The organism is Streptomyces sp. NPDC098789 (assembly GCF_044759975.1).
Taxonomy (GTDB): domain Bacteria; phylum Actinomycetota; class Actinomycetes; order Streptomycetales; family Streptomycetaceae; genus Streptomyces.
The window spans coordinates 101,523-119,223 of record NZ_JBIWAJ010000007.1 but is presented as its reverse complement, the minus strand read 5'-3'; the positions used below and the strand labels follow the sequence as shown (position 1 = coordinate 119,223).

Annotated in this window: 16 protein-coding genes; 3 read left to right on the top strand and 13 right to left on the bottom strand. The window is 73.1% G+C overall.

Annotation, left to right across the window (positions count from 1 at the left end; translation table 11 throughout):
- Positions 1 to 10: 10 nt before the first annotated feature.
- Both ACIQWR_RS16935 and codA read right to left on the bottom strand, forming a co-directional pair.
- Complete coding sequence (locus ACIQWR_RS16935; RefSeq protein ID WP_404009674.1) at positions 11 to 589, bottom strand: HD domain-containing protein; 579 nt, start codon at positions 587 to 589, stop codon at positions 11 to 13.
- 40 nt (positions 590 to 629) lie between these two features.
- Complete coding sequence (codA, locus tag ACIQWR_RS16930; RefSeq protein WP_404009672.1) at positions 630 to 1,952, bottom strand: cytosine deaminase; 1,323 nt, start codon at positions 1,950 to 1,952, stop codon at positions 630 to 632.
- 177 nt (positions 1,953 to 2,129) lie between these two features.
- On the opposite strand from codA, the gene ACIQWR_RS16925 reads away from it, so the two are divergent.
- Positions 2,130 to 3,914, top strand: a complete 1,785-nt coding sequence (locus ACIQWR_RS16925) for a prolyl oligopeptidase family serine peptidase (protein ID WP_404010125.1) — start codon at positions 2,130 to 2,132, stop codon at positions 3,912 to 3,914.
- 64 nt (positions 3,915 to 3,978) lie between these two features.
- Positions 3,979 to 4,824 (top strand): SURF1 family protein, encoded by an 846-nt coding sequence (locus ACIQWR_RS16920; protein ID WP_404009669.1) that lies wholly within the window; start codon positions 3,979 to 3,981, stop codon positions 4,822 to 4,824.
- Here the strand turns inward: ACIQWR_RS16920 and ACIQWR_RS16915 are convergent.
- The 7 genes from ACIQWR_RS16915 to ACIQWR_RS16885 all read right to left on the bottom strand — a co-directional run bounded on the left by ACIQWR_RS16915 (position 4,793) and on the right by ACIQWR_RS16885 (position 10,988).
- Positions 4,793 to 5,887: a hypothetical protein gene (locus ACIQWR_RS16915; protein WP_404009666.1), complete on the bottom strand. Its 1,095-nt coding sequence runs from the start codon at positions 5,885 to 5,887 to the stop codon at positions 4,793 to 4,795. The genes ACIQWR_RS16920 and ACIQWR_RS16915 overlap by 32 nt on opposite strands.
- Entirely contained in the window at positions 5,884 to 6,450 is a 567-nt protein-coding gene (locus tag ACIQWR_RS16910) for a SigE family RNA polymerase sigma factor (RefSeq protein WP_404010122.1), read from the bottom strand. Before ACIQWR_RS16910 ends, ACIQWR_RS16915 begins: the two co-directional genes overlap by 4 nt.
- A gap of 389 nt (positions 6,451 to 6,839) precedes the next feature.
- On the bottom strand, positions 6,840 to 7,919 hold the full coding sequence (locus ACIQWR_RS16905) for an aspartate-semialdehyde dehydrogenase (protein WP_404009665.1): 1,080 nt from the start codon (positions 7,917 to 7,919) through the stop codon (positions 6,840 to 6,842).
- Positions 7,916 to 9,190, bottom strand: a complete 1,275-nt coding sequence (locus ACIQWR_RS16900) for an aspartate kinase (RefSeq protein ID WP_404009662.1) — start codon at positions 9,188 to 9,190, stop codon at positions 7,916 to 7,918. Before ACIQWR_RS16900 ends, ACIQWR_RS16905 begins: the two co-directional genes overlap by 4 nt.
- Positions 9,191 to 9,339: 149 nt before the next feature.
- Positions 9,340 to 9,996 (bottom strand): DUF5063 domain-containing protein, encoded by a 657-nt coding sequence (locus ACIQWR_RS16895; protein ID WP_404009660.1) that lies wholly within the window; start codon positions 9,994 to 9,996, stop codon positions 9,340 to 9,342.
- The gene (gene recR, locus ACIQWR_RS16890) at positions 9,989 to 10,588 is read right to left on the bottom strand and encodes a recombination mediator RecR (RefSeq protein WP_385780247.1); all 600 of its coding nucleotides are present in this window, start codon (positions 10,586 to 10,588) and stop codon (positions 9,989 to 9,991) included. Before recR ends, ACIQWR_RS16895 begins: the two co-directional genes overlap by 8 nt.
- A 58-nt stretch (positions 10,589 to 10,646) precedes the next feature.
- The gene (locus tag ACIQWR_RS16885; RefSeq protein WP_404009658.1) at positions 10,647 to 10,988 is read right to left on the bottom strand and encodes a YbaB/EbfC family nucleoid-associated protein; all 342 of its coding nucleotides are present in this window, start codon (positions 10,986 to 10,988) and stop codon (positions 10,647 to 10,649) included.
- Positions 10,989 to 11,243: 255 nt separating this feature from the next.
- On the opposite strand from ACIQWR_RS16885, the gene ACIQWR_RS16880 reads away from it, so the two are divergent.
- On the top strand, positions 11,244 to 11,993 hold the full coding sequence (locus ACIQWR_RS16880; protein ID WP_404009655.1) for an SLATT domain-containing protein: 750 nt from the start codon (positions 11,244 to 11,246) through the stop codon (positions 11,991 to 11,993).
- Positions 11,994 to 12,028: 35 nt separating this feature from the next.
- Here the strand turns inward: ACIQWR_RS16880 and ACIQWR_RS16875 are convergent, their stop codons facing one another.
- The 4 genes from ACIQWR_RS16875 to ACIQWR_RS16860 form a co-directional block, all read right to left on the bottom strand.
- Entirely contained in the window at positions 12,029 to 12,679 is a 651-nt protein-coding gene (locus ACIQWR_RS16875; RefSeq protein ID WP_330331247.1) for a hypothetical protein, read from the bottom strand.
- A gap of 197 nt (positions 12,680 to 12,876) precedes the next feature.
- Positions 12,877 to 15,384, bottom strand: coding sequence for a glycosyltransferase family 2 protein (locus tag ACIQWR_RS16870; protein ID WP_404009652.1), 2,508 nt, complete (start codon positions 15,382 to 15,384; stop codon positions 12,877 to 12,879).
- Positions 15,381 to 16,061: a GntR family transcriptional regulator gene (locus ACIQWR_RS16865; RefSeq protein WP_404009649.1), complete on the bottom strand. Its 681-nt coding sequence runs from the start codon at positions 16,059 to 16,061 to the stop codon at positions 15,381 to 15,383. The genes ACIQWR_RS16870 and ACIQWR_RS16865 overlap by 4 nt, the downstream gene beginning before the upstream one ends.
- Positions 16,062 to 16,193: 132 nt before the next feature.
- Complete coding sequence (locus ACIQWR_RS16860) at positions 16,194 to 17,585, bottom strand: aspartate aminotransferase family protein (RefSeq protein ID WP_404009646.1); 1,392 nt, start codon at positions 17,583 to 17,585, stop codon at positions 16,194 to 16,196.
- Positions 17,586 to 17,701: the final 116 nt, after the last annotated feature.

The following is a 17,701-nucleotide window of genomic DNA, read 5'->3' as shown; positions in this document are numbered from 1 at the left end:
GGCGGGCTCCTCAGCCCAGGGGGTTCTTCGCGATCCGCTCGGCTATGCCGTTCGCGACCAGGCCGGCGGCCGAGCAGTGCGGCTTGCGGGCCGCCTGGTCCTCGAAGAGCGCGAGGAAGGACGGGCCGAAGTCGGCCCGCGGGTAGGCCTGCAGCAGCTCGGCGCGGAACCGCTCGTCGAACTCCTCCACCCGCAGGCCCGACACGTCGGCGCTGGTGCCCACCTGCAGGAGGTGGCTCTCCACGTCCTCATCGGCCGTGACGTCCTCGCGCATGTGCAGCACGATGACCTCCTCGGCGCGGGCGCGCCGCGCCGGAGCCCAGCCGAGGCCCGCCGTGAGCACGCGGGCCACGTGGCCGCCCGCCTCCTCGAAGGGGAGCGTGTGGCTGTCGAAGGGCGCGGTCAGCCCCAGGTCGTGGAGGAGCGAGGCGACGTAGAACAGCTCCTCGTCGTAGGCCAGGCCGTGCTCGGCGGCGTACCGCGCGCCGAAGGCGTAGGAGCGCACGGAATGGTTGAGGAGCGCCTCGTCGGCATACTCCGCCGCGATCTCCCGTGCCGCTTCGGCCGATCGTCCCGCTACGGTCCACATATCGCTCGGTTCCCCTCCACCTGACGTCAGTTGACGCTGGTCACTGTAGGCGGGGGTGGAAATCCACCGGCGCCGGGTCCTCCCCCGGCCAGCTCAGCAGGGTCGGCGCCACCGGGGTCTCGGCCAGGACCCGGCCGCGCGAGACGACGAAACGCGGCCGGACCTGGCGGCGCAGCGCTTCGGACGGCGAAGGCGCGGGCAGCAGCACGAAGTTGGCGGGGGCGCCCTCCGCGATGCCGTACGCGTCCTCGTCGAGCCCGAGCACCCGGGCCGCGCGGTCCGTCACCATGGAGAACGCGGTGGGGATCTCGTCCGTTCCCGTCAGCTGGGCCGCGTACAGGCCCATCAGGGCGGTCTGGAGCGGGTTCCCGGTGCCCAGGGCGTTCCACGGGTCCATCACGTCGTCGTGGCCGAAGGCCACGTTGACCCCCGCCGCCAACATCTCCTTGACCTGGGTGAGGCCGCGCCGCTTGGGGTAGCCGTCGAAGCGGCCCTGGAGGTTGAGGTTCGCGAAGGGGTTGCTCACCAGGTTGATCCCGGAGCGCTCCAGCAGCCGCTGGAGCTTGAAGCTGTAGGCGCCGTTGTAGGAGCCCATCGCCGTCGTGTGCGAGGCGGTCGCGCGCCCGCGCAGTCCGGAGCGCAGGGCCAGGGTCGCCAGTACCTCCACGAAGCGCGACTGCTCGTCGTCGATCTCGTCGCAGTGGGCGTCCACGCGCAGCCCGTGCCGTTCGGCGAGTTCGAAGGCGAAGCGCAGCGAGTCGACCCCGTCCTCGCGGGTGTCCTCGTAGTGCGGGATCGCACCGATCACGTCCGCGCCGCGGACCACCGCCTCGCGCATCAGGCGTTCGCCGTCCGGGAAGGAGACGATGCCCTCCTGCGGGAAGGCCACGATCTGGAGGGTCAGCACGTCCCGCACCCGGTCGCGGACCTCCGCCAGGGCGTCGAGCGCGATCAGGCCGGGGTCGGTGACGTCGCAGTGCGTCCGGACGTACAGCACGCCCTGGGCGGCCTGCCAGCGCAGCACCTCGGTGGCGCGCGCGACGACGTCCTCGTGGGTCAGCGTCCGCTTGCGCTCGCTCCAGCAGGCGATGCCCTCCCAGAGGGTGCCGGAGGCGTTCGGGCGCGGCTGGCCGGCGGTCAGCGCGGTGTCGAGGTGCACGTGCGGTTCGACGAAGGGCGCGGTGAGCAGCCCGCCGTGCGCCTCGATGAGGGTCCCCGTCATCGGTGGCTCCCGCTCGTCGTCGTGCGGGATGAGGTGGGCGATCCGGCCGTCCTCGGCCACCTCTACGTCGACGAGGCTGGCGGCGACCGCGCCCCGTCCCTCTCCTGTGTGCAGCCGGGCACCCCGGACGATCATCCGCATACCGTGACGTTATAGCGGTACGGCTGCCAATCCGTCGGCATCCCGGCGCCCGGTGCGGCAAGAATGGGGCGCATGACCAGCGATGTGAGCAGCGACGTGAGCGGCGACCTCAGCAGCGGTGCGAGCGGCGGCCCGAGCGGCGACGCGCGTGCCGCGTCCCCCGGCGACCCGTCCGCCATGCCGGACTGGGAGAGGCGGTTCCGGGCCCCGCGCGTCGGGCTGCCCGACTGGGCCGAGGACGCCCCGGACCGCAGCCTCTTCGTCTCCAACGCGACGGGGACCTACGAGCTGTACGCCTGGGACCGCGCGAGCGGCGCCCAGCGGCAGGCCACGGACCGGCCGAACGGGACCACCGACGGCACCCTCTCCCCCGACGGCGCCTGGATCTGGTGGTTCTCCGACACCGACGGCGACGAGTTCGGCGTCTGGGTGCGCCAGCCCTTCGAGGGCGGCCCGGACGAGCCGGCGACCCCGGGCCTGGAGCCCTCGTACCCGGGCGGTCTGGCGATCGGCCGGGACGGCACGGCCGTGGTCGGCCGTTCCACCGACGAGGAGGGCTCGACGCTGCACGTCGTGCGTCCGGGCGCGGAGCCGGTGGAGATCTACCGGCACCCCGAGTCGGCGGGCGTGGGCGACCTCTCCCACGACGGCACCCTCGTCGTCATCGAGCACACCGAGCACGGCGACGCGATGCACTCCTCGCTGCGCGTGGTCACCCTGGACGGGGCGACCGTCGCCGAGCTGGACGACTCCGAGGACGGCACGCGGGAGCTGGGGCTGTCCGCGCTCGGCTTCGCGCCGGTCGCCGGGGACGCCCGGCTGCTGGTCGGCCACCAGCGGCGCGGCCGCTGGGAGCCGATGGTCTGGGACGTCGCGGCGGGCACCCAGGAGGACCTGGAGATCGACCTGCCCGGCGACGTCAGCGCCGAGTGGTACCCGGACGGCACCGCCCTACTGATCGCGCACGAGTTCGAGGCGCGCGGCGAGCTGTGGCGCTACGACCTCGCGACGCGCGAGCTGGTCCGGGTGGACACCCCGCCCGGTACGGTCTCGGGCGCGACCGCCCGCCCCGACGGCACCGTCGAGTACCAGTGGTCCTCGGCCGCCGAGCCCGCCTCGGTCCGGTCCACCACCGGCGCGGTGGTGCTGGACCCGCCGGGCTTCCGGCCGCCGGGCTCCGTGCCCGTGGAGGACGTGTGGGTCGAGGGACCGGGCGGCCGGATCCACGCGCTGGCGCAGCGCCCGACCGGGCACGGCGAGGGTCCCTTCCCGACCATCTTCGAGATCCACGGCGGGCCGACCTGGCACGACAGCGACGCCTTCGCGGCCACCCCCGCGGCCTGGCTCGACCACGGCTTCGCGGTGGTCCGGGTCAACTACCGGGGCTCGACGGGCTACGGCCGCGAGTGGACCGACGCCCTCAAGCACCGGGTCGGCCTGATCGAGCTGGAGGACATCGACGCGGTGCGCGCGTGGGCGGTGGAGTCCGGGCTCGCCGATCCGGCGCGGCTGGTGCTGTCCGGCGGCTCGTGGGGCGGCTACCTGAGCCTGCTCGGCCTGGGCACCCAGCCCGAGGTGTGGGCGGTGGGACTGGCCGCGGTGCCCGTCGCCGACTACGTGGCGGCGTACGAGGACGAGATGGAGCCGCTCAAGGCGCTGGACCGGACCCTCTTCGGCGGGACGCCCGAGGAGGTGCCGGACCGCTTCGCCGCCTCGTCCCCGCTGACGTACGTGGACGCGGTGCGGGCGCCCGTGCACATCGCGGCGGGCGTGAACGACCCGCGCTGTCCGATCCGGCAGATCGACAACTACGTCGAGCGGCTGGTGGCGCGCGGCGCCGAGCACGAGGTCTACCGCTACGACGCCGGGCACGGCTCCCTGGTCGTGGAGGAGCGGATCAAGCAGGTCCGGATGGAGCTGGAGTTCGCGCTGAAGCACCTGCCGCAGGGCGCCTCGGCCTGAACCCGGGCCGACCCGGCCCGACCCGGGACCGAGCGACCGGTGCGCCCCCCCGTACGGTGGTGGGGTGCACCGGTTTCTCCTGACCCCGCGCTGGTGGGGGATCAACGTCTTCGTCGTGCTGGCCGTTCCCGTCTGTCTGTTCATGGGGACGTGGCAGCTCGGCCGCTTCGAGGACCGCGTCGGCAGCCACCGGGAGGCGAGCGCCGAGCGCCCGGCCGACCAGGTCGCCGCCCCGCTGGACTCCCTGCTCCCGGTGGACACCCGGACCTCCGGACGTCTCGCCTCCGTCTCCGGGGAGTACGCCGAACAGCTGCTGGTCCCGGACCGCCAGCTCGACGGGAAGTCCGGCTTCTACGTGCTGACCCTGCTGCGCACCGACGGCGGCAAGGCCGTCCCGGTGGTCCGCGGCTGGCTCCCGGGGACCGCGGACGCGGCCAGGGCGCCGGCGGCGCCGACCGGTCGGGTCCAGGTCGCCGGGGTGCTCCAGGCCCCGGAGAGCTCCAGCAGCAAGGGCGTCCACTCCCAGGGCGGTCTGCCCGCCGGACAGCTCGGCGTGATCGGGGCGGCCTCGCTGGTCAACCTGGTGCCGTACGAGCTGTACGACGCGTGGCTGACCGTGCCGACCCCCTCGGACGGGATGATCGCGGTACCGGCGAAGGCGCCGGCGAACACCGGGCTCGACCTCAAGGCCTTCCAGAACCTCGGCTACACCGGCGAGTGGTTCGTCTTCTCGGCCTTCGTGCTCTTCATGTGGTTCCGGCTCTACCGGCGCGAAGTGGAGACCCTGCGCGACGCGGAGGCCGGGCTGCTGCCGCCGGACCCCGCCGTGGACACGGCGGACGCCGAGGGTCCGGCGGATCCCGCCGACTCCGCTCCCGCTACGGCTTCGGCGCCGCGTCCAACGCGATGACGCCGGTGCGGTAGACCGTCCCCGCGCACTTCGTGGGGACGGTGGTGCGGGTGGTGGAAGCGCCCGGGTGCACGGCGTGCGTGAGCGCGACCCCGCCGCTCTCGGGGGTCGGGCCGGTGCTCGGCTGCCCGCCCGCGGCGGCGTCCGTGTCCGGCCCTGCCCCCTGCATCCGCGCGTTGGCGCCCTGCGCGGGCTTGCCGCCCGGTTCCGCGGCGCCCGTCGTGCAGGTGGGATCGGGCACCCAGGCGAAGCGCACCTCGTAGCCCATGGACGGCTGGAGGACCAGGCCCGGCGTCTCCGTGGCCGGATCGGGCAGGCCCGTCGCCGGATCGCCCGCGGTGTGCGCGAGGACCGTGACCGGGGCCTGGCCGGAGGCCGCGCCCGATGCCGGGGCCGCCGTGACGGTGTCGGCCCCGGTGACCGTACAGCCGCTGACGGACACGTTGGTGACGCGGAAGCTGCCGTACACCTTGCCGTCCGCCTCGGCGCCGCCGGTGGTGGCGCGCACCCCGAGCTGGGCCTCGGCGCAGCCGGGCGCGCCCGGCGCGGCGGGAGGCAGCGGGCCGCCCCCGGCCGCCGCGCCCGCGGTGGCCGGTCCGGTGCCGTTGCCCCCGACGGCCTGCGTCGACGGGCCGGGCTGCGGCGTACTGGTGGGGCCGCCCGCGGCAGCGCCCTGGCCGGTGGCCGGGGCCTGCGGGGGCTGGGCGAACGCGCCCCCACCGGCGGCACGCGGGTCCGAGGGTCCCTCCTGGTCGCCGTCCACGGCGGTGCCGTGGCCCGCCATCGCGGAGTGGTCGCCGGGCGCGCCCTCGGCCGCCGTCAGGTGCAGGGCCGTCGGGACCGCGGTCCCGCACAGCAGCACGGCCGCGGCGGCGCCGATGACGACCTGGCGCTTGCGGGCCCGGCGGGCCGGGACGGCGTGGCGCAGCCGCTCCAGCGCGCCGTCCGAGGGCGTCAGGCCCCCGACGGCTCCGTGCAGCAGCCCGCGCAGCTCGTGCTCCTGCACGACGTCGCCGGGATCCTCGTCGTGCGTCCCGCTGAAACGGTTCACCTGGTCGCTCATGACTGCGCAGCCTCCATCGCCACCCGCAGCGCGGCAATGCCCCGCGATCCGTACGCCTTCACCGAGCCGAGGGATATCCCGAGCGTCTCGGCGACCTGGGCCTCCGTCATGTCCGCGAAGTAGCGCAGCACCAGCACCTCGCGCTGGCGTCGCTGCAGTCCGCGCATCGATCTGATCAGGTCGTCCCGCTCCAGCTGCTCGTACGCGCCCTCTTCGGCGCTCGCCATGTCGGGCATCGGCTTCGACAGCAGCTTGAGCCCGATGATGCGGCGGCGCAGCGCGGAGCGGGAGAGGTTCACGACGGTCTGGCGCAGGTACGCCAGCGTCTTCTCGGGCTCGCGGACCCGGCTGCGCGCGGAGTGGACCCGGATGAACGCCTCCTGGACCACGTCCTCGCAGGAGGCGGTGTCGTCCAGGAGCAGCGCGGCCAGGCCCAGCAGGGAGCGGTAGTGCGCCTGGTAGGTCTCGGTGAGGTGGTCGACGGTGGTGCCGACGGCCACCTCGGGCGCCGCCGCGCCCACGGCCGTCTCGGGCGCCGCCGCCTCGGGCTCCGCGGACGCCACCGGCTCGACCGGCGGCGCGCCGTCGGCGCCGTCACGGGGCGAGGGCACGAATCCCCCCCTGGCCGGCGCGGCGGGCGCGGGCGCAGACGTGGGCGCGGACGCGGACGCGGGCGACGCTGCGGAAGCCGGCGATCCCGCCGGAAGGGGCACGATCACCGGGAGACCGCCGCCGGGAGCGGAGCGCGGTGAGCGCCGCCGTACCGGAAGGATCCCGGGGCGCACCGGTGGAACCACGAAGTCGAGCAATGCCTCTGCCACGCCAGTTGGACACGCGTCCCCCGGTCAGGGTTGTACGCGTGCGGCAGCCCCACCAGCATCGTGTCGCCCGCCCTCATGCGTAACCGCTCTTCACCTTGATCTAGGGATCGCTCCCGATCCTACAAAGCGAATTACGCGAATTCACCAGCAATCAGTTCCGCGATCTGGGTCGCGTTCAGGGCGACGCCCTTGCGGAGGTTGTCCGCGCAGACGAAGAACTCCAGCGCCCGGGGGTCGTCCAGGGACACCCGCACCCGGCCCACCCAGGCAGGATCGGTGCCCGCGGCGTCCACGGGGGTCGGGAACTCCCCCGCCGCCGGGTCGTCCACGAGGACCACGCCGGGGGCCGCCTCCAGGATCTCGCGCGCCCGCGCCAGCTCGACCGGGTGCTCGAAGGCGGCCCGGACCGTCAGCGAATGGCCGGTCATGACCGGCACCTGCACGCAGGTCACGGACACCGCGAGCGCGTCGAGCCCCAGGATCCGGCGGACCTCCGCCCGTACGGCCAGCTCGTGCGAGGACCAGCCGTCCGCGCGCAGCTCGCCGGACCACGGCACCACGTTGAGGACGAGCGGCGCCGCGAAGGGCCCGGTGTCCTCGCCCACGGCACGGCGCACGTCGCCCGTGTGCTCGCCCAGATCCGTCCCGGCGACCACGGCCAGCTGCCGGCGCAGCACCTCGGACCCGGCCCGGCCCTCGGCGCTCGCGGCCTGGTACGAGGAGACCACCAGCCCGGTCAGCGCGTACTCGGCGTGCAGCGCGCCCACCGCCGCGATCATCGCGGCGGTGACGGAGTCCGGCCCGGCGACGATCCCGCGCGGGCGGATCCGTACGGCGTGCGCGTTGATCTCGGGCACCACCAGAGGCACCTCGGGATCGTCCCGGAAGGCCGCGGAGTGGTCGACCACGGCGGCGCCGCGGGCGGTCACGACCGGCGCCCAGCGGGCCGACACCTCGGCCGGGGTCAGGAAGATCACCACGTCGCCCGCGCCGAGGCCGTCGAAGGCGTCCTCGGTGAGGGCGAGCACCTCGCACTCCTCGCCGCGCACGGTCAGCCGGCGGCCGGCCGAGCGCGAGGAGGCGATCAGGCGGATGCCGCCCCAGACGTCCGCCCGCTGGGACAGCATCTGGAGCAGCACCGCGGCGACCGCTCCGGTCGCCCCGACCACGGCCAGGGCCGGGGCGGACGACCGGTCGACGCCCGGGTTCAACGTCCCGTGCCTCCGTAGACGACCGCTTCGTCGCTGTCGGAGTCGAGACCGAAGGCCGAGTGCACCGCGCGGACGGCCTCGTTGACGTCGTCCTGGCGGGTGACCACCGAGATGCGGATCTCGGAGGTCGAGATCAGCTCGATGTTCACGCCCGCGTCGGACAGCGCCTGGAAGAACGAGGCGGTGACGCCCGGGTTCGTCTTCATGCCCGCGCCGACCAGGGAGATCTTGCCGATCTGGTCGTCGTAGCGCAGCGAGTCGAAGCCGATCGTGCCCTTCGCCTTCTCCAGGGCGTCGATGGCCTTGTGGCCCTCGGCCTTGGGGAGGGTGAAGGAGATGTCCGTCAGGCCCGTGGAGGCGGCGGACACGTTCTGCACGATCATGTCGATGTTGATCTCGGCGTCCGCGATGGCGCGGAAGATGGCCGCGGCCTCGCCCGGCTTGTCCGGCACACCGACGACCGTGATCTTGGCTTCGGAGACGTCGTGAGCGACTCCGGAGATGATGGCGTGCTCCACCGGCTCGTCCCCTTGCGGATTCTCGTTGCTGACCCAGGTGCCGCGCAGTCCGGAGAAGGACGAGCGGACGTGGATCGGAATGTTGTAACGGCGCGCGTACTCCACGCAGCGGTGCAGCAGCACCTTGGAGCCGGACGCGGCCAGCTCCAGCATGTCCTCGGAGGAGATCCAGTCGATCTTCTGGGCCTTCTTCACGACGCGGGGGTCCGCGGTGAAGACGCCGTCGACGTCGGTGTAGATCTCGCAGACCTCGGCGTCGAGCGCCGCGGCCAGGGCGACGGCGGTCGTGTCCGACCCGCCGCGACCGAGGGTGGTGATGTCCTTGCTGTCCGCGGAGACGCCCTGGAACCCGGCGACGATGGCGATGTTGCCCTCGTCCAGCGCGGTACGGATCCGGCCCGGCGTGACATCGATGATGCGCGCTTTGTTGTGGACCGAGTCGGTGATCACACCGGCCTGGCTGCCGGTGAACGACTGGGCCTCGTGGCCCAGGTTTTTGATCGCCATGGCCAGCAGGGCCATGGCGATCCGCTCTCCCGCGGTCAGCAGCATGTCGAATTCACGCCCGGCAGGCATCGGAGACACCTGCTCGGCGAGATCGATCAGCTCGTCCGTCGTGTCGCCCATCGCCGACACCACGACGACGACCTGGTGGCCGTCCTTCTTGGCGTCGACGATCCGCTTGGCGACCCGCTTGATGCCCTCGGCATCCGCTACGGAGGAGCCTCCGTACTTCTGCACGACTAGGCCCACGTGCGCTCCTCGATCAAGTCCGTCAGTTTGCGGGTGCAGTCTAACGAGCGGCCGCGATCCGACCGTCCCGTACCACATCATGAGACGAAAAGATCAAAGAATGGGTTCCCGCGCGAGACCGGTATCCGCCGGTCGCCGCCGGGTCCCCGCTACTGCTTGTGCAGGCCCAGCGGGCCCGCGATCTCCTGCGCCATCACCAGCCCGGCCTGCTCCGCGAGGTCCTCCTCGGCCAGGTCCTCGTCCGTGTCCAGGCCGTCCAGCTCCTGGAGGGGCTGGTCGAGGCGGACGTGGGCGACGAGCGACTGCAGGGCCCGCAGGGTGGCCGAGGCGGTCGATCCCCAGTTGGAGAAGTACGAGAACTGCCACCACCACAGCGCCTCGGTGGTGCGGCCCGCCCGGTAGTGCGCCAGGCCGTGCCGCAGGTCCGCGACCACGTCGGCCAGGTCGTCGGAGATCCGGTGCGCGACGGGCGCCTTGCGCGGCTCGTAGGGGTCGAAGACCTCGGAGTACACGTCGACGGGGTCCAGCATCAGCGCGAACCGCTCGCGCAGCTCGTCCACGCCCGGCTCGGGCCCGATGTCCGGCTCGTAGCGCTCGTCGGGCACGACGTCCTCGTACGCCCCCAGTCGGCCGCCCGCCAGCAGCAGCTGGGAGACCTCCAGGAGCAGGAACGGCACCGCGCTGTCCGGGTCCTCGCCCTTGGCCACCTCGGTGACGGCGACGATGAAGGACTCGATCTGGTCCGAGATCTGGACGGCGAAGTCGTCCGGGTCCTGGCCCAGGGCGTGCAGCGTTGCGTCAGACATCGAGAAGTCGCCTTCCTTCAAAGGCCCGCCCGAGCGTGACCTCGTCCGCGTACTCCAAGTCTCCCCCGACGGGGAGCCCGCTGGCCAGGCGGGTGACCTTGAGGCCCATGGGCTTGATCATCCGGGCGAGGTACGTCGCCGTCGCCTCGCCCTCCAGGTTCGGGTCGGTGGCGAGGATCAGCTCCGTCACCGAACCGTCCGCGAGTCGCGCCAGCAGCTCGCGGATGCTCAGGTCGTCCGGTCCGACGCCCTCGATCGGGCTGATGGCGCCGCCCAGGACGTGGTAGCGGCCCCGGAACTCACGCGTCCGCTCGATCGCGACGACGTCCTTGGACTCCTCGACCACGCAGATCACCGTCAGGTCCCGGCGCGGGTCGCGGCAGATGTTGCACCGCTGCTCCTGCGCCACGTTCCCGCACACCTCGCAGAAGCGGACCTTGTCCTTGACCTCCAGCAGCGCGTGCGCGAGGCGACGGACGTCGGTGGGCTCGGCCTGCAGGATGTGGAAGGCGATCCGCTGCGCGCTCTTGGGCCCGACGCCGGGCAGCCTGCCCAGTTCGTCGATCAGGTCCTGGACCACGCCTTCGTACAACGGACTGCCTTCTTTCGGTGTGCGCCGGGGGCTGCTGCCGCCGGAGGGTGGGGATTGCTTAGAACGGGAGGCCGGGGATGCTGCCGCCGCCCAGGCCCTGGGCCAGCGGACCCAGCTTCTGCTGCTGGAGCGCCTGCGCGTTCTCGTTGGCCGCCTGGACCGCGGCGACCACCAGGTCGGCCAGCGTCTCGGTGTCCTCTGGGTCCACGGCCTTCGGGTCGATCACCAGCGCGCGCAGTTCGCCGGAGCCGGTCACCGTGGCCTTGACCAGACCGCCGCCCGCCTGGCCGTCGACCTCGGTGCGGGTCAGCTCCTCCTGGGCCGCGGCGAGGTCCTGCTGCATCTTCTGGGCCTGCTGGAGCAGCTGCTGCATGTTGGGCTGGCCACCGCCGGGGATCACTGGTCACTCACTCCATACGTCGCGCTGTTACGGGTGAAACCGAGCCTACGTGCTCCCCGGGCACCGCGCCCTACGCCGTGAAGACCAACTCTTTCGAGTGAGGGTGGGGCGTGCACGTACCTGATCAAGGCCCCCTTGCGGGCGGAAATCCCGGGATTCGTCGCCCATCGCCCGCCGTTCGGAGGTAGGAAGGGCATGCGCACCATTGCGCACACGCGCACCACCACACGTCAGCGCAGGCAAAGGGAGTGCCGGGTGAGCCAGCCGGAGATGCAGCCCGAGGGGCCACCTCGGGATCCCCGGGAGGAGGGCGGCGGACCGATGGCCGCCGCGGGCGATCTGACCGGCCGGCCCTTCCCCCTCGGAGACTGGGGCGAGCCCGCCGAGCGGCTCGACGAGCTGTACCGACGCGTCGAGGACGATGCGCTGCGCACCGCCGCGTGGTACCTCGGCGACCGCGCCCTCAAGCGGCGCGGCGCCCGGATCCTGCGGGCCGGGGCCGCCGTCGGCGTGCTCGCCGGCGCCGCGATGCCGCTGCTGGAGCTGACCGGGTCAGCGCCGGGGCTGGCGACGTACGGCTACCTCTCGCTGCTCCTGGGCGCGGCCTGTCTGGCCTGTGACCGGTTCTTCGGGCTGACCTCGGGGTGGATGCGGGACGTGGCGACGGCGCAGGCGGTCCAGCGAAGACTCCAGACGCTCCAGTTCGACTGGGCGTCGGAGAACGTGCGCGAGGTGCTCGGGCCGACCGAGGGCACCGCCAGCGAGGCCGCGGACCGCTGCCTGTCCGTACTGCGGCGCTTCCAGGAGGACGTGACGGAGCTCGTGCGCTCCGAGACCGCGGACTGGATGGTGGAGTTCCGCTCGGGTCCGGCGCCGCTGGTCATGCAGTCCCTGGGCGTCTCCGGCGCCCGCGCGGAAGCGGGCACCGCGCCCGTACGCTTCCCGCTCCCCCCGGGCACCCGCCCGAACATGCCGCGCCAGCGACCGCCGGAGCAGCCCAGGTGAGGGCGGGCGGGGCCGGATCCGGCCCCGCCCGGTAGTCAGCTGAAGATGATCATCGACCCCTGGCCGAGGCTCCGCGTCGCCGCCGCGTGCAGCCCCAGCCACACGTGCCGCTCGCGGGCGAAGGGGCTGTCGTCGTAGGGAATCGGCCCGGCCGGTTCCTCCAGCGAGGTGGGACGTCCCGGCGGCGCGGGCGGCGCGGGCGGATTCCCCGGGTCGATCCCGATCGCGGGGCCCACGAACGCCAGCTCGCGGAGCAGGCCCTGCGCGGAGCCCAGCGGCCCGCCCCCGGCCAGCAGCTCCTCGTTCGCCAGCGGCACCGCGAAGTCCACCGGCACGTACGCCCCGGCGTGGTCGTAGTGCCACACCAGGTGCGACTGCTGGGCCGTGGACTCGAACATCTCCAGCAGCTGCTCGTAGTCGCCGCCCAGCTCGTCCACCGGGGTCACCGGCAGTCCGCAGAGCTGGAGCAGGTAGGCGCGCCGCAGGAAGTGCAGGGCGTCGTAGTCGAAGCCGGCCACCGGGGCCACGTCCCCCGACAGCCCCGGCATGTAGGCGAAGACGGGCACGGACGGCAGTCCGGCCTCGCCGAGCGCCTTGTCGTACGAGGCGATCTCTTCCGCGAAGGGGTTGTCGGGGCTGTGGCACAGCACGTCGACAAGGGGTACCAGCCAGAGGTCACAGGCCACGCGGGCTCCGTCCGGTCGTGTGTCCGCCGATCGGCCCAGCGTAGTGCGCCGGACACCCTCCGCGAAGGGGTCGGTAGAGGTTGCTCGCCGAGCGAGGACCTGCCTCGGCGCCCGTCGTCGACGTCGCGCCCGCCCCGCGACGCCTGGCACGCGCTCTCGCGCCTGTCGTCGATGACGCGACGTCGACGACAGGCGCCCTAGTTCCGACCCACCCGCCAGACCCAGGCGTCCCGCACCTTCACCGGCGGCGCCTCCAGCAGGTCCGTCAGCGTGCGCACCAGCTCCGCGGAGCGGTCCTGTTCCGGTACGACCACCGCGCCGGCCTTCCAGTACGACAGGTCGCGGCGGGCCTGCGCGCGCCACTCGGGGCCGATGGTGGGCGGCTCGGCGCCGTAGCGGACGTCCCGCAGCAGGTTCGACAGGTGGCGCGGGGGCGCGCCGTAGATCCCGGTCCGCTCCGGGCCCCAGGGCCCGTTGTAGTAGCCGCCGGCCAGCTTGAAGCCGAAGTCGGCCTCGACCTGCCAGTGCAGCGCGTCGGCCACGCCCGGGTCGGGCAGCGGCACCGCGACGAGCGCCTCGCCGTCCTTGACGTACTCCTTCCAGGCACCGGAGGTGATGAAGGCCGGCACCGGGGCCCGCTCCCGGACCGCCAGCGGCAGCGGCAGCACCGGCAGCAGGACGGCGGCCACCGCGAGCACGCCGAGCGTGCGGTGCTCGCGGGCGGGGGCGGTCGCGATCCGGTCCAGCGCGAGGGCCACCAGGATGCCGAGGACCGGGGCGCACACCATCGCCACGCGCCCCTCGATGACCGACTCGAAGAGCGGCAGCTGCGTGATCCAGCGCCACGGGCCGGGCAGCGTGAGGTCGGTGCGCGGGACGGGCACGATCGGCCCGAGCGAGAGGACCGCCGCCACGACACCGGTGATCGCGAGCGCGCGGACGAGCCTGCTCCGCCACATCCAGACGCAGACGAGCGCACCGAAGGCGAGCAGCGGCCAGCCGTAGAAGGCGTTCTGCTCGGTGGTGTTCAGGGAGAGCTTGCCCGCGGTCTGCGGGTCGCCGAAGAGCGAGCGGCCCGCGTACTCGATCAGGGCGCGCGGGCTGTTCCCGGCGTTGTCCCCGTGCAGCACCGAGTGGTAGCTCTGCGGACCGGAGAACTGCCAGTACAGCGGGAAGACCACCAGCGGCAGGCAGACGGCCAGCGCGATGACCACGCCGAGGCCCAGCGGGCGCCAGGCCGCGCGGACCCGCTCGCGGTCGACGACGAGGTAGGCGAGGGCGAAGACGACCAGGCCCAGCGCGGTGATGAGCAGCGGCTCCTCGCCGATGAAGATCTGGTACGCCGCGAAGAGGCCGAGCAGCACCCCGTCGCGCACCACCGCGCGCCCCCCGTCGGAGCCGTCGCACAGGCGCAGCGCCCGGTCGATGATCAGCGGGATCATGAACAGGACGACGAAGTTCGGGTGGCCGTTGGCGTGCGAGATCATCGGCGGCGCGAAGGCGGCCAGCGCGCCGCCCGCGGCGGCGGCCCAGCGGGTGCGCACCAGACGGCGGCGGATCAGCCAGTACCAGGTCCAGCCCGAGGCGGCCATGCCGAGCGTGAGCACGAGCACGAAGGTGACGGTCGCGCCGAAGACCAGGGTGACCGGGATCAGCGGGACGGTCAGCCCGAGCATCGTCGCGTTGGCCATCAGGTTCACGCCGTCCGGCATGCCCTGGGCGGTGGTGAAGAGCGGATTGCGCAGGTGGGTGATGTTGTCGGTGGTGACGCCGACGAACCATTCCCACTGGTTCTGGTCCTGGAGCGCGTCCCGCAGGTAGGCACCGTCGAGGTCGAGCCAGAGCCGGTGGAAGAGCAGGAAGGCGAGGGCGACGAAGAAGGCGGCGACGGCGAGGCCGCCCGCGTTCAACCGGAAGAACTCGCGGACCCGCAGGCCCAGGTGCCGCTCGCCCCGGTGGCGTTCCCCGACCGGGCGCTCCCCCGCGGGTCGCCGCACCGGCCGCTCCTCGGTGCGCCAGCCCTGCGCGCGGCACCAGCGCAGCACCTCGGCGTCGATGGCCGGGCCGTGCAGGGTCGAGGCGGCGAAGGCGGCGCGGGCCCGGGCGCCGTCGAAGAGGGCGAAGGCGAGGGTGTCGGCGCGGAAGCCGGGCGGGCCGGGGATGCCGAGGGCGCGGACCAGGGGGTTGCGGTGGCGGCCGGAGATCACCGCGGTGGTGTCCGGCGCGAGGTCCAGGCCGCTCTGGAGGTCGTCGAGCCCGTGCAGGCCGGTGGCCGCGTGGGCGGAGTCGGTGAGCAGGATCCGGCGGCCGGTGGTCGCGCGGACCGCCGCGCGCAGGCTGGGGACGGCCCGTATGCGGGGATCGTCGGGCCGAACGGGGCCGGGTTCGTCGCTGCGGTGGGTCGCGCCGTCCTCGGGTGAGTCCGGTGAGTCCGGTGCTTCCGGTGCGTCCGGTGCGTCCGGTGCGTCCGGTGCGTCCGGTGCGTCCGGTGCGTCCGGGGCGTCCGGGCCCACGACCAGTAGTTCCCAGGCGCCGCCGCCGGGCCAGGACGCGGCGCGTTCGTCGAGGTCCGCGCGCAGCCGGGCCAGGAGCGGGGCGGTGCGGGCCGCCGGGGCGCCGTGGGTCCGCAGGATCACGCTGAGGCGGACCGGTTGCGGCCAGGTGGCGCCCGTACGCGCGTCGAGGCGTTCACTCGGCGCGCTCACGCGCCCGCCGCCGTCAGTTCGGAGGCCCAGTCCAGGCCGTGCTGGTTGTAGGCCTGCACCAGGCGGCGGACCTCGTGCGCGTCGGCGCGGGTGACCGCCTCGACGAGTTCGTTGTGCCCGCTCCACAGCGCGGAGCGCAGTTTCGGCTCCCGCTGGAGGTGGGGGACGGCGAAGACCCAGCACTGCACGCGGATGCGGTGCAGGAAGTCCGCGATGTAGACGTTGCCCACCAGAGTGCTCAGCTCTCTCCAGAAGCGCAGGTCGTAGCCGATGAGCACCTCCAGCGAACCGCTCAGCGCGGCCCGCCGGGCCTCCTCCGCCCGTCGCCGCACCGACACCAGCATCTCCGCCGCGCCGGGCGCCGTACCGCGCTCGACCAGCCTGCGGAATATCCCGTCCACGATCAGGATGCGGGCCTCGACCATCCCGCGGAAGTCGTCCACGGAGAAGATCCGCACGCGGAAGCCGCGGTGCTGGACCGAGTCCAGCAGCCCCTGTGCCGCGAGGTCCACCAGCGCCTCGCGCACGGGCGTGGCCGACACCCCGTACTGCTCGGCGATCTGTTTGACCGTGAACTCGGTGCCCGGCGGCAGGCGTCCCGCGAGCACCTCGTCGCGCAGCGCGTCCGCGATCTGCTGGCGCAGCGTGTTGCGCGTGACAGCTCCGCTGCCTGGCATAAGGGTCCGTTTCTTTCGTAGAACTCCGGACACCTTAGGCCAGGCGGCGGGGCCGCGGCCGGGACGCTATGTGATCACTGTGTGTTCGTTGCACGGAGAGGAGGTGTCCTCTATGCGGAGAGGACGTGTCCCCTATGCGGATGTGGTGTGCCGGTCCGCGACCGTGAGGGCCTCGTCGAGGAGGGCCAGACCCTCCTTCGTCTCCGCTTCGGAAATGGTGCACGGCGGCACGACGTGCGTGCGGTTCATGTTCACGAAGGGCCACAGGCCGGACGCCTTGCAGGCCGCGGCGAACTCGGCCATCGGCGCGTTGTCGGCGCCCGCGGCGTTGTAGGGGACCAGCGGCTCGCGCGTCTCCTTGTCCCGTACGAGCTCCAGCGCCCAGAAGGTGCCCAGGCCGCGGACCTCGCCGACCGAGGGGTGGCGCTCGGCGATCTCGGCGAGCGCCGGGCCGATCACGTTCTCGCCGAGGTGGGCGGCGTGTTCGACGACGCCTTCCTGCGCCATCGCGTTCATGGTCGCGACGGCGGCGGCGCAGGCGAGCGGGTGGCCGGAGTACGTCAGTCCGCCCGGGTAGGGGCGCGTGGCGAAGGTGTCGGCGATCGCGCCGGAGATCGCGACGCCGCCGAGCGGTACGTAGCCGCTGTTGACGCCCTTGGCGAAGCAGAGCAGGTCGGGGGTGACGTCCCAGTGCTCGGCGGCGAACCACCGGCCGGTGCGGCCGAAGCCGGACATGACCTCGTCCAGGATGAAGACGATCCCGTAGCGGTCGCAGAGCTCGCGCACGCCCGCGAGGTAGCCGGGGGGCGGGGTCATGATCCCGGCGGTGCCCGGCACCGACTCCAGGATGATCGCGGCGATGGACTGCGGCCCCTCGAAGGCGATCGTGTCGGCGAGGTGGCGCAGCGCGCGCTCGCACTCCTGCTCCTGCGACTCGGCGTGGAAGGCCGAGCGGTAGAGGTAGGGGCCCCAGAAGTGCACGACCCCGGCCGAGGCGGTGTCGGAGGGCCAGCGGCGCGGGTCGCCGGTCAAGTTGATCGCGGCGGCGGTGGCGCCGTGGTAGGAGCGGTAGGCCGACATGACCTTCTGGCGGCCGGTGTGCAGCCGGGCCATCCGGACGGCGTTCTCGACGGCTTCGGCGCCGCCGTTGGTGAAGAAGATCTTGTCCAGGTCGCCGGGGGTGCGCTCGGCGATGAGGCGGGCGGCCTCGGAGCGGACGTCCACGGCGAAGCCGGGGGCCAGGGTGCACAGCCGGGCGGCCTGCTCCTGGATCGCGGCGACGACCTTGGGGTGCTGGTGGCCGATGTTGGTGTTCACCAGCTGGGAGGCGAAGTCGAGGTAGTGCTTGCCCTCGTAGTCCCAGAAGTACGACCCCTCGGCCCCGGCCACGGCGAGCGGGTCGATCAGGGCCTGGGCGGACCAGGAGTGGAAGACGTGGGCGCGGTCGGCGGCCTTGACGGCCGCACCGGCGCCCGGGTCGGCGGACACGGCGTGGGGAGCGGCGTGCGGGACATGAGGGGTCATGCGGTCAGGCTAGAAGTGCGCAGGTGGGAGGGGATATCGGCGGTCTGTATGGGGCTGGGGCGCGGACCTCGGCAACCTGTCCGGCGAGTGGCGCCTGATAGCGCGCCGAGGTGAGG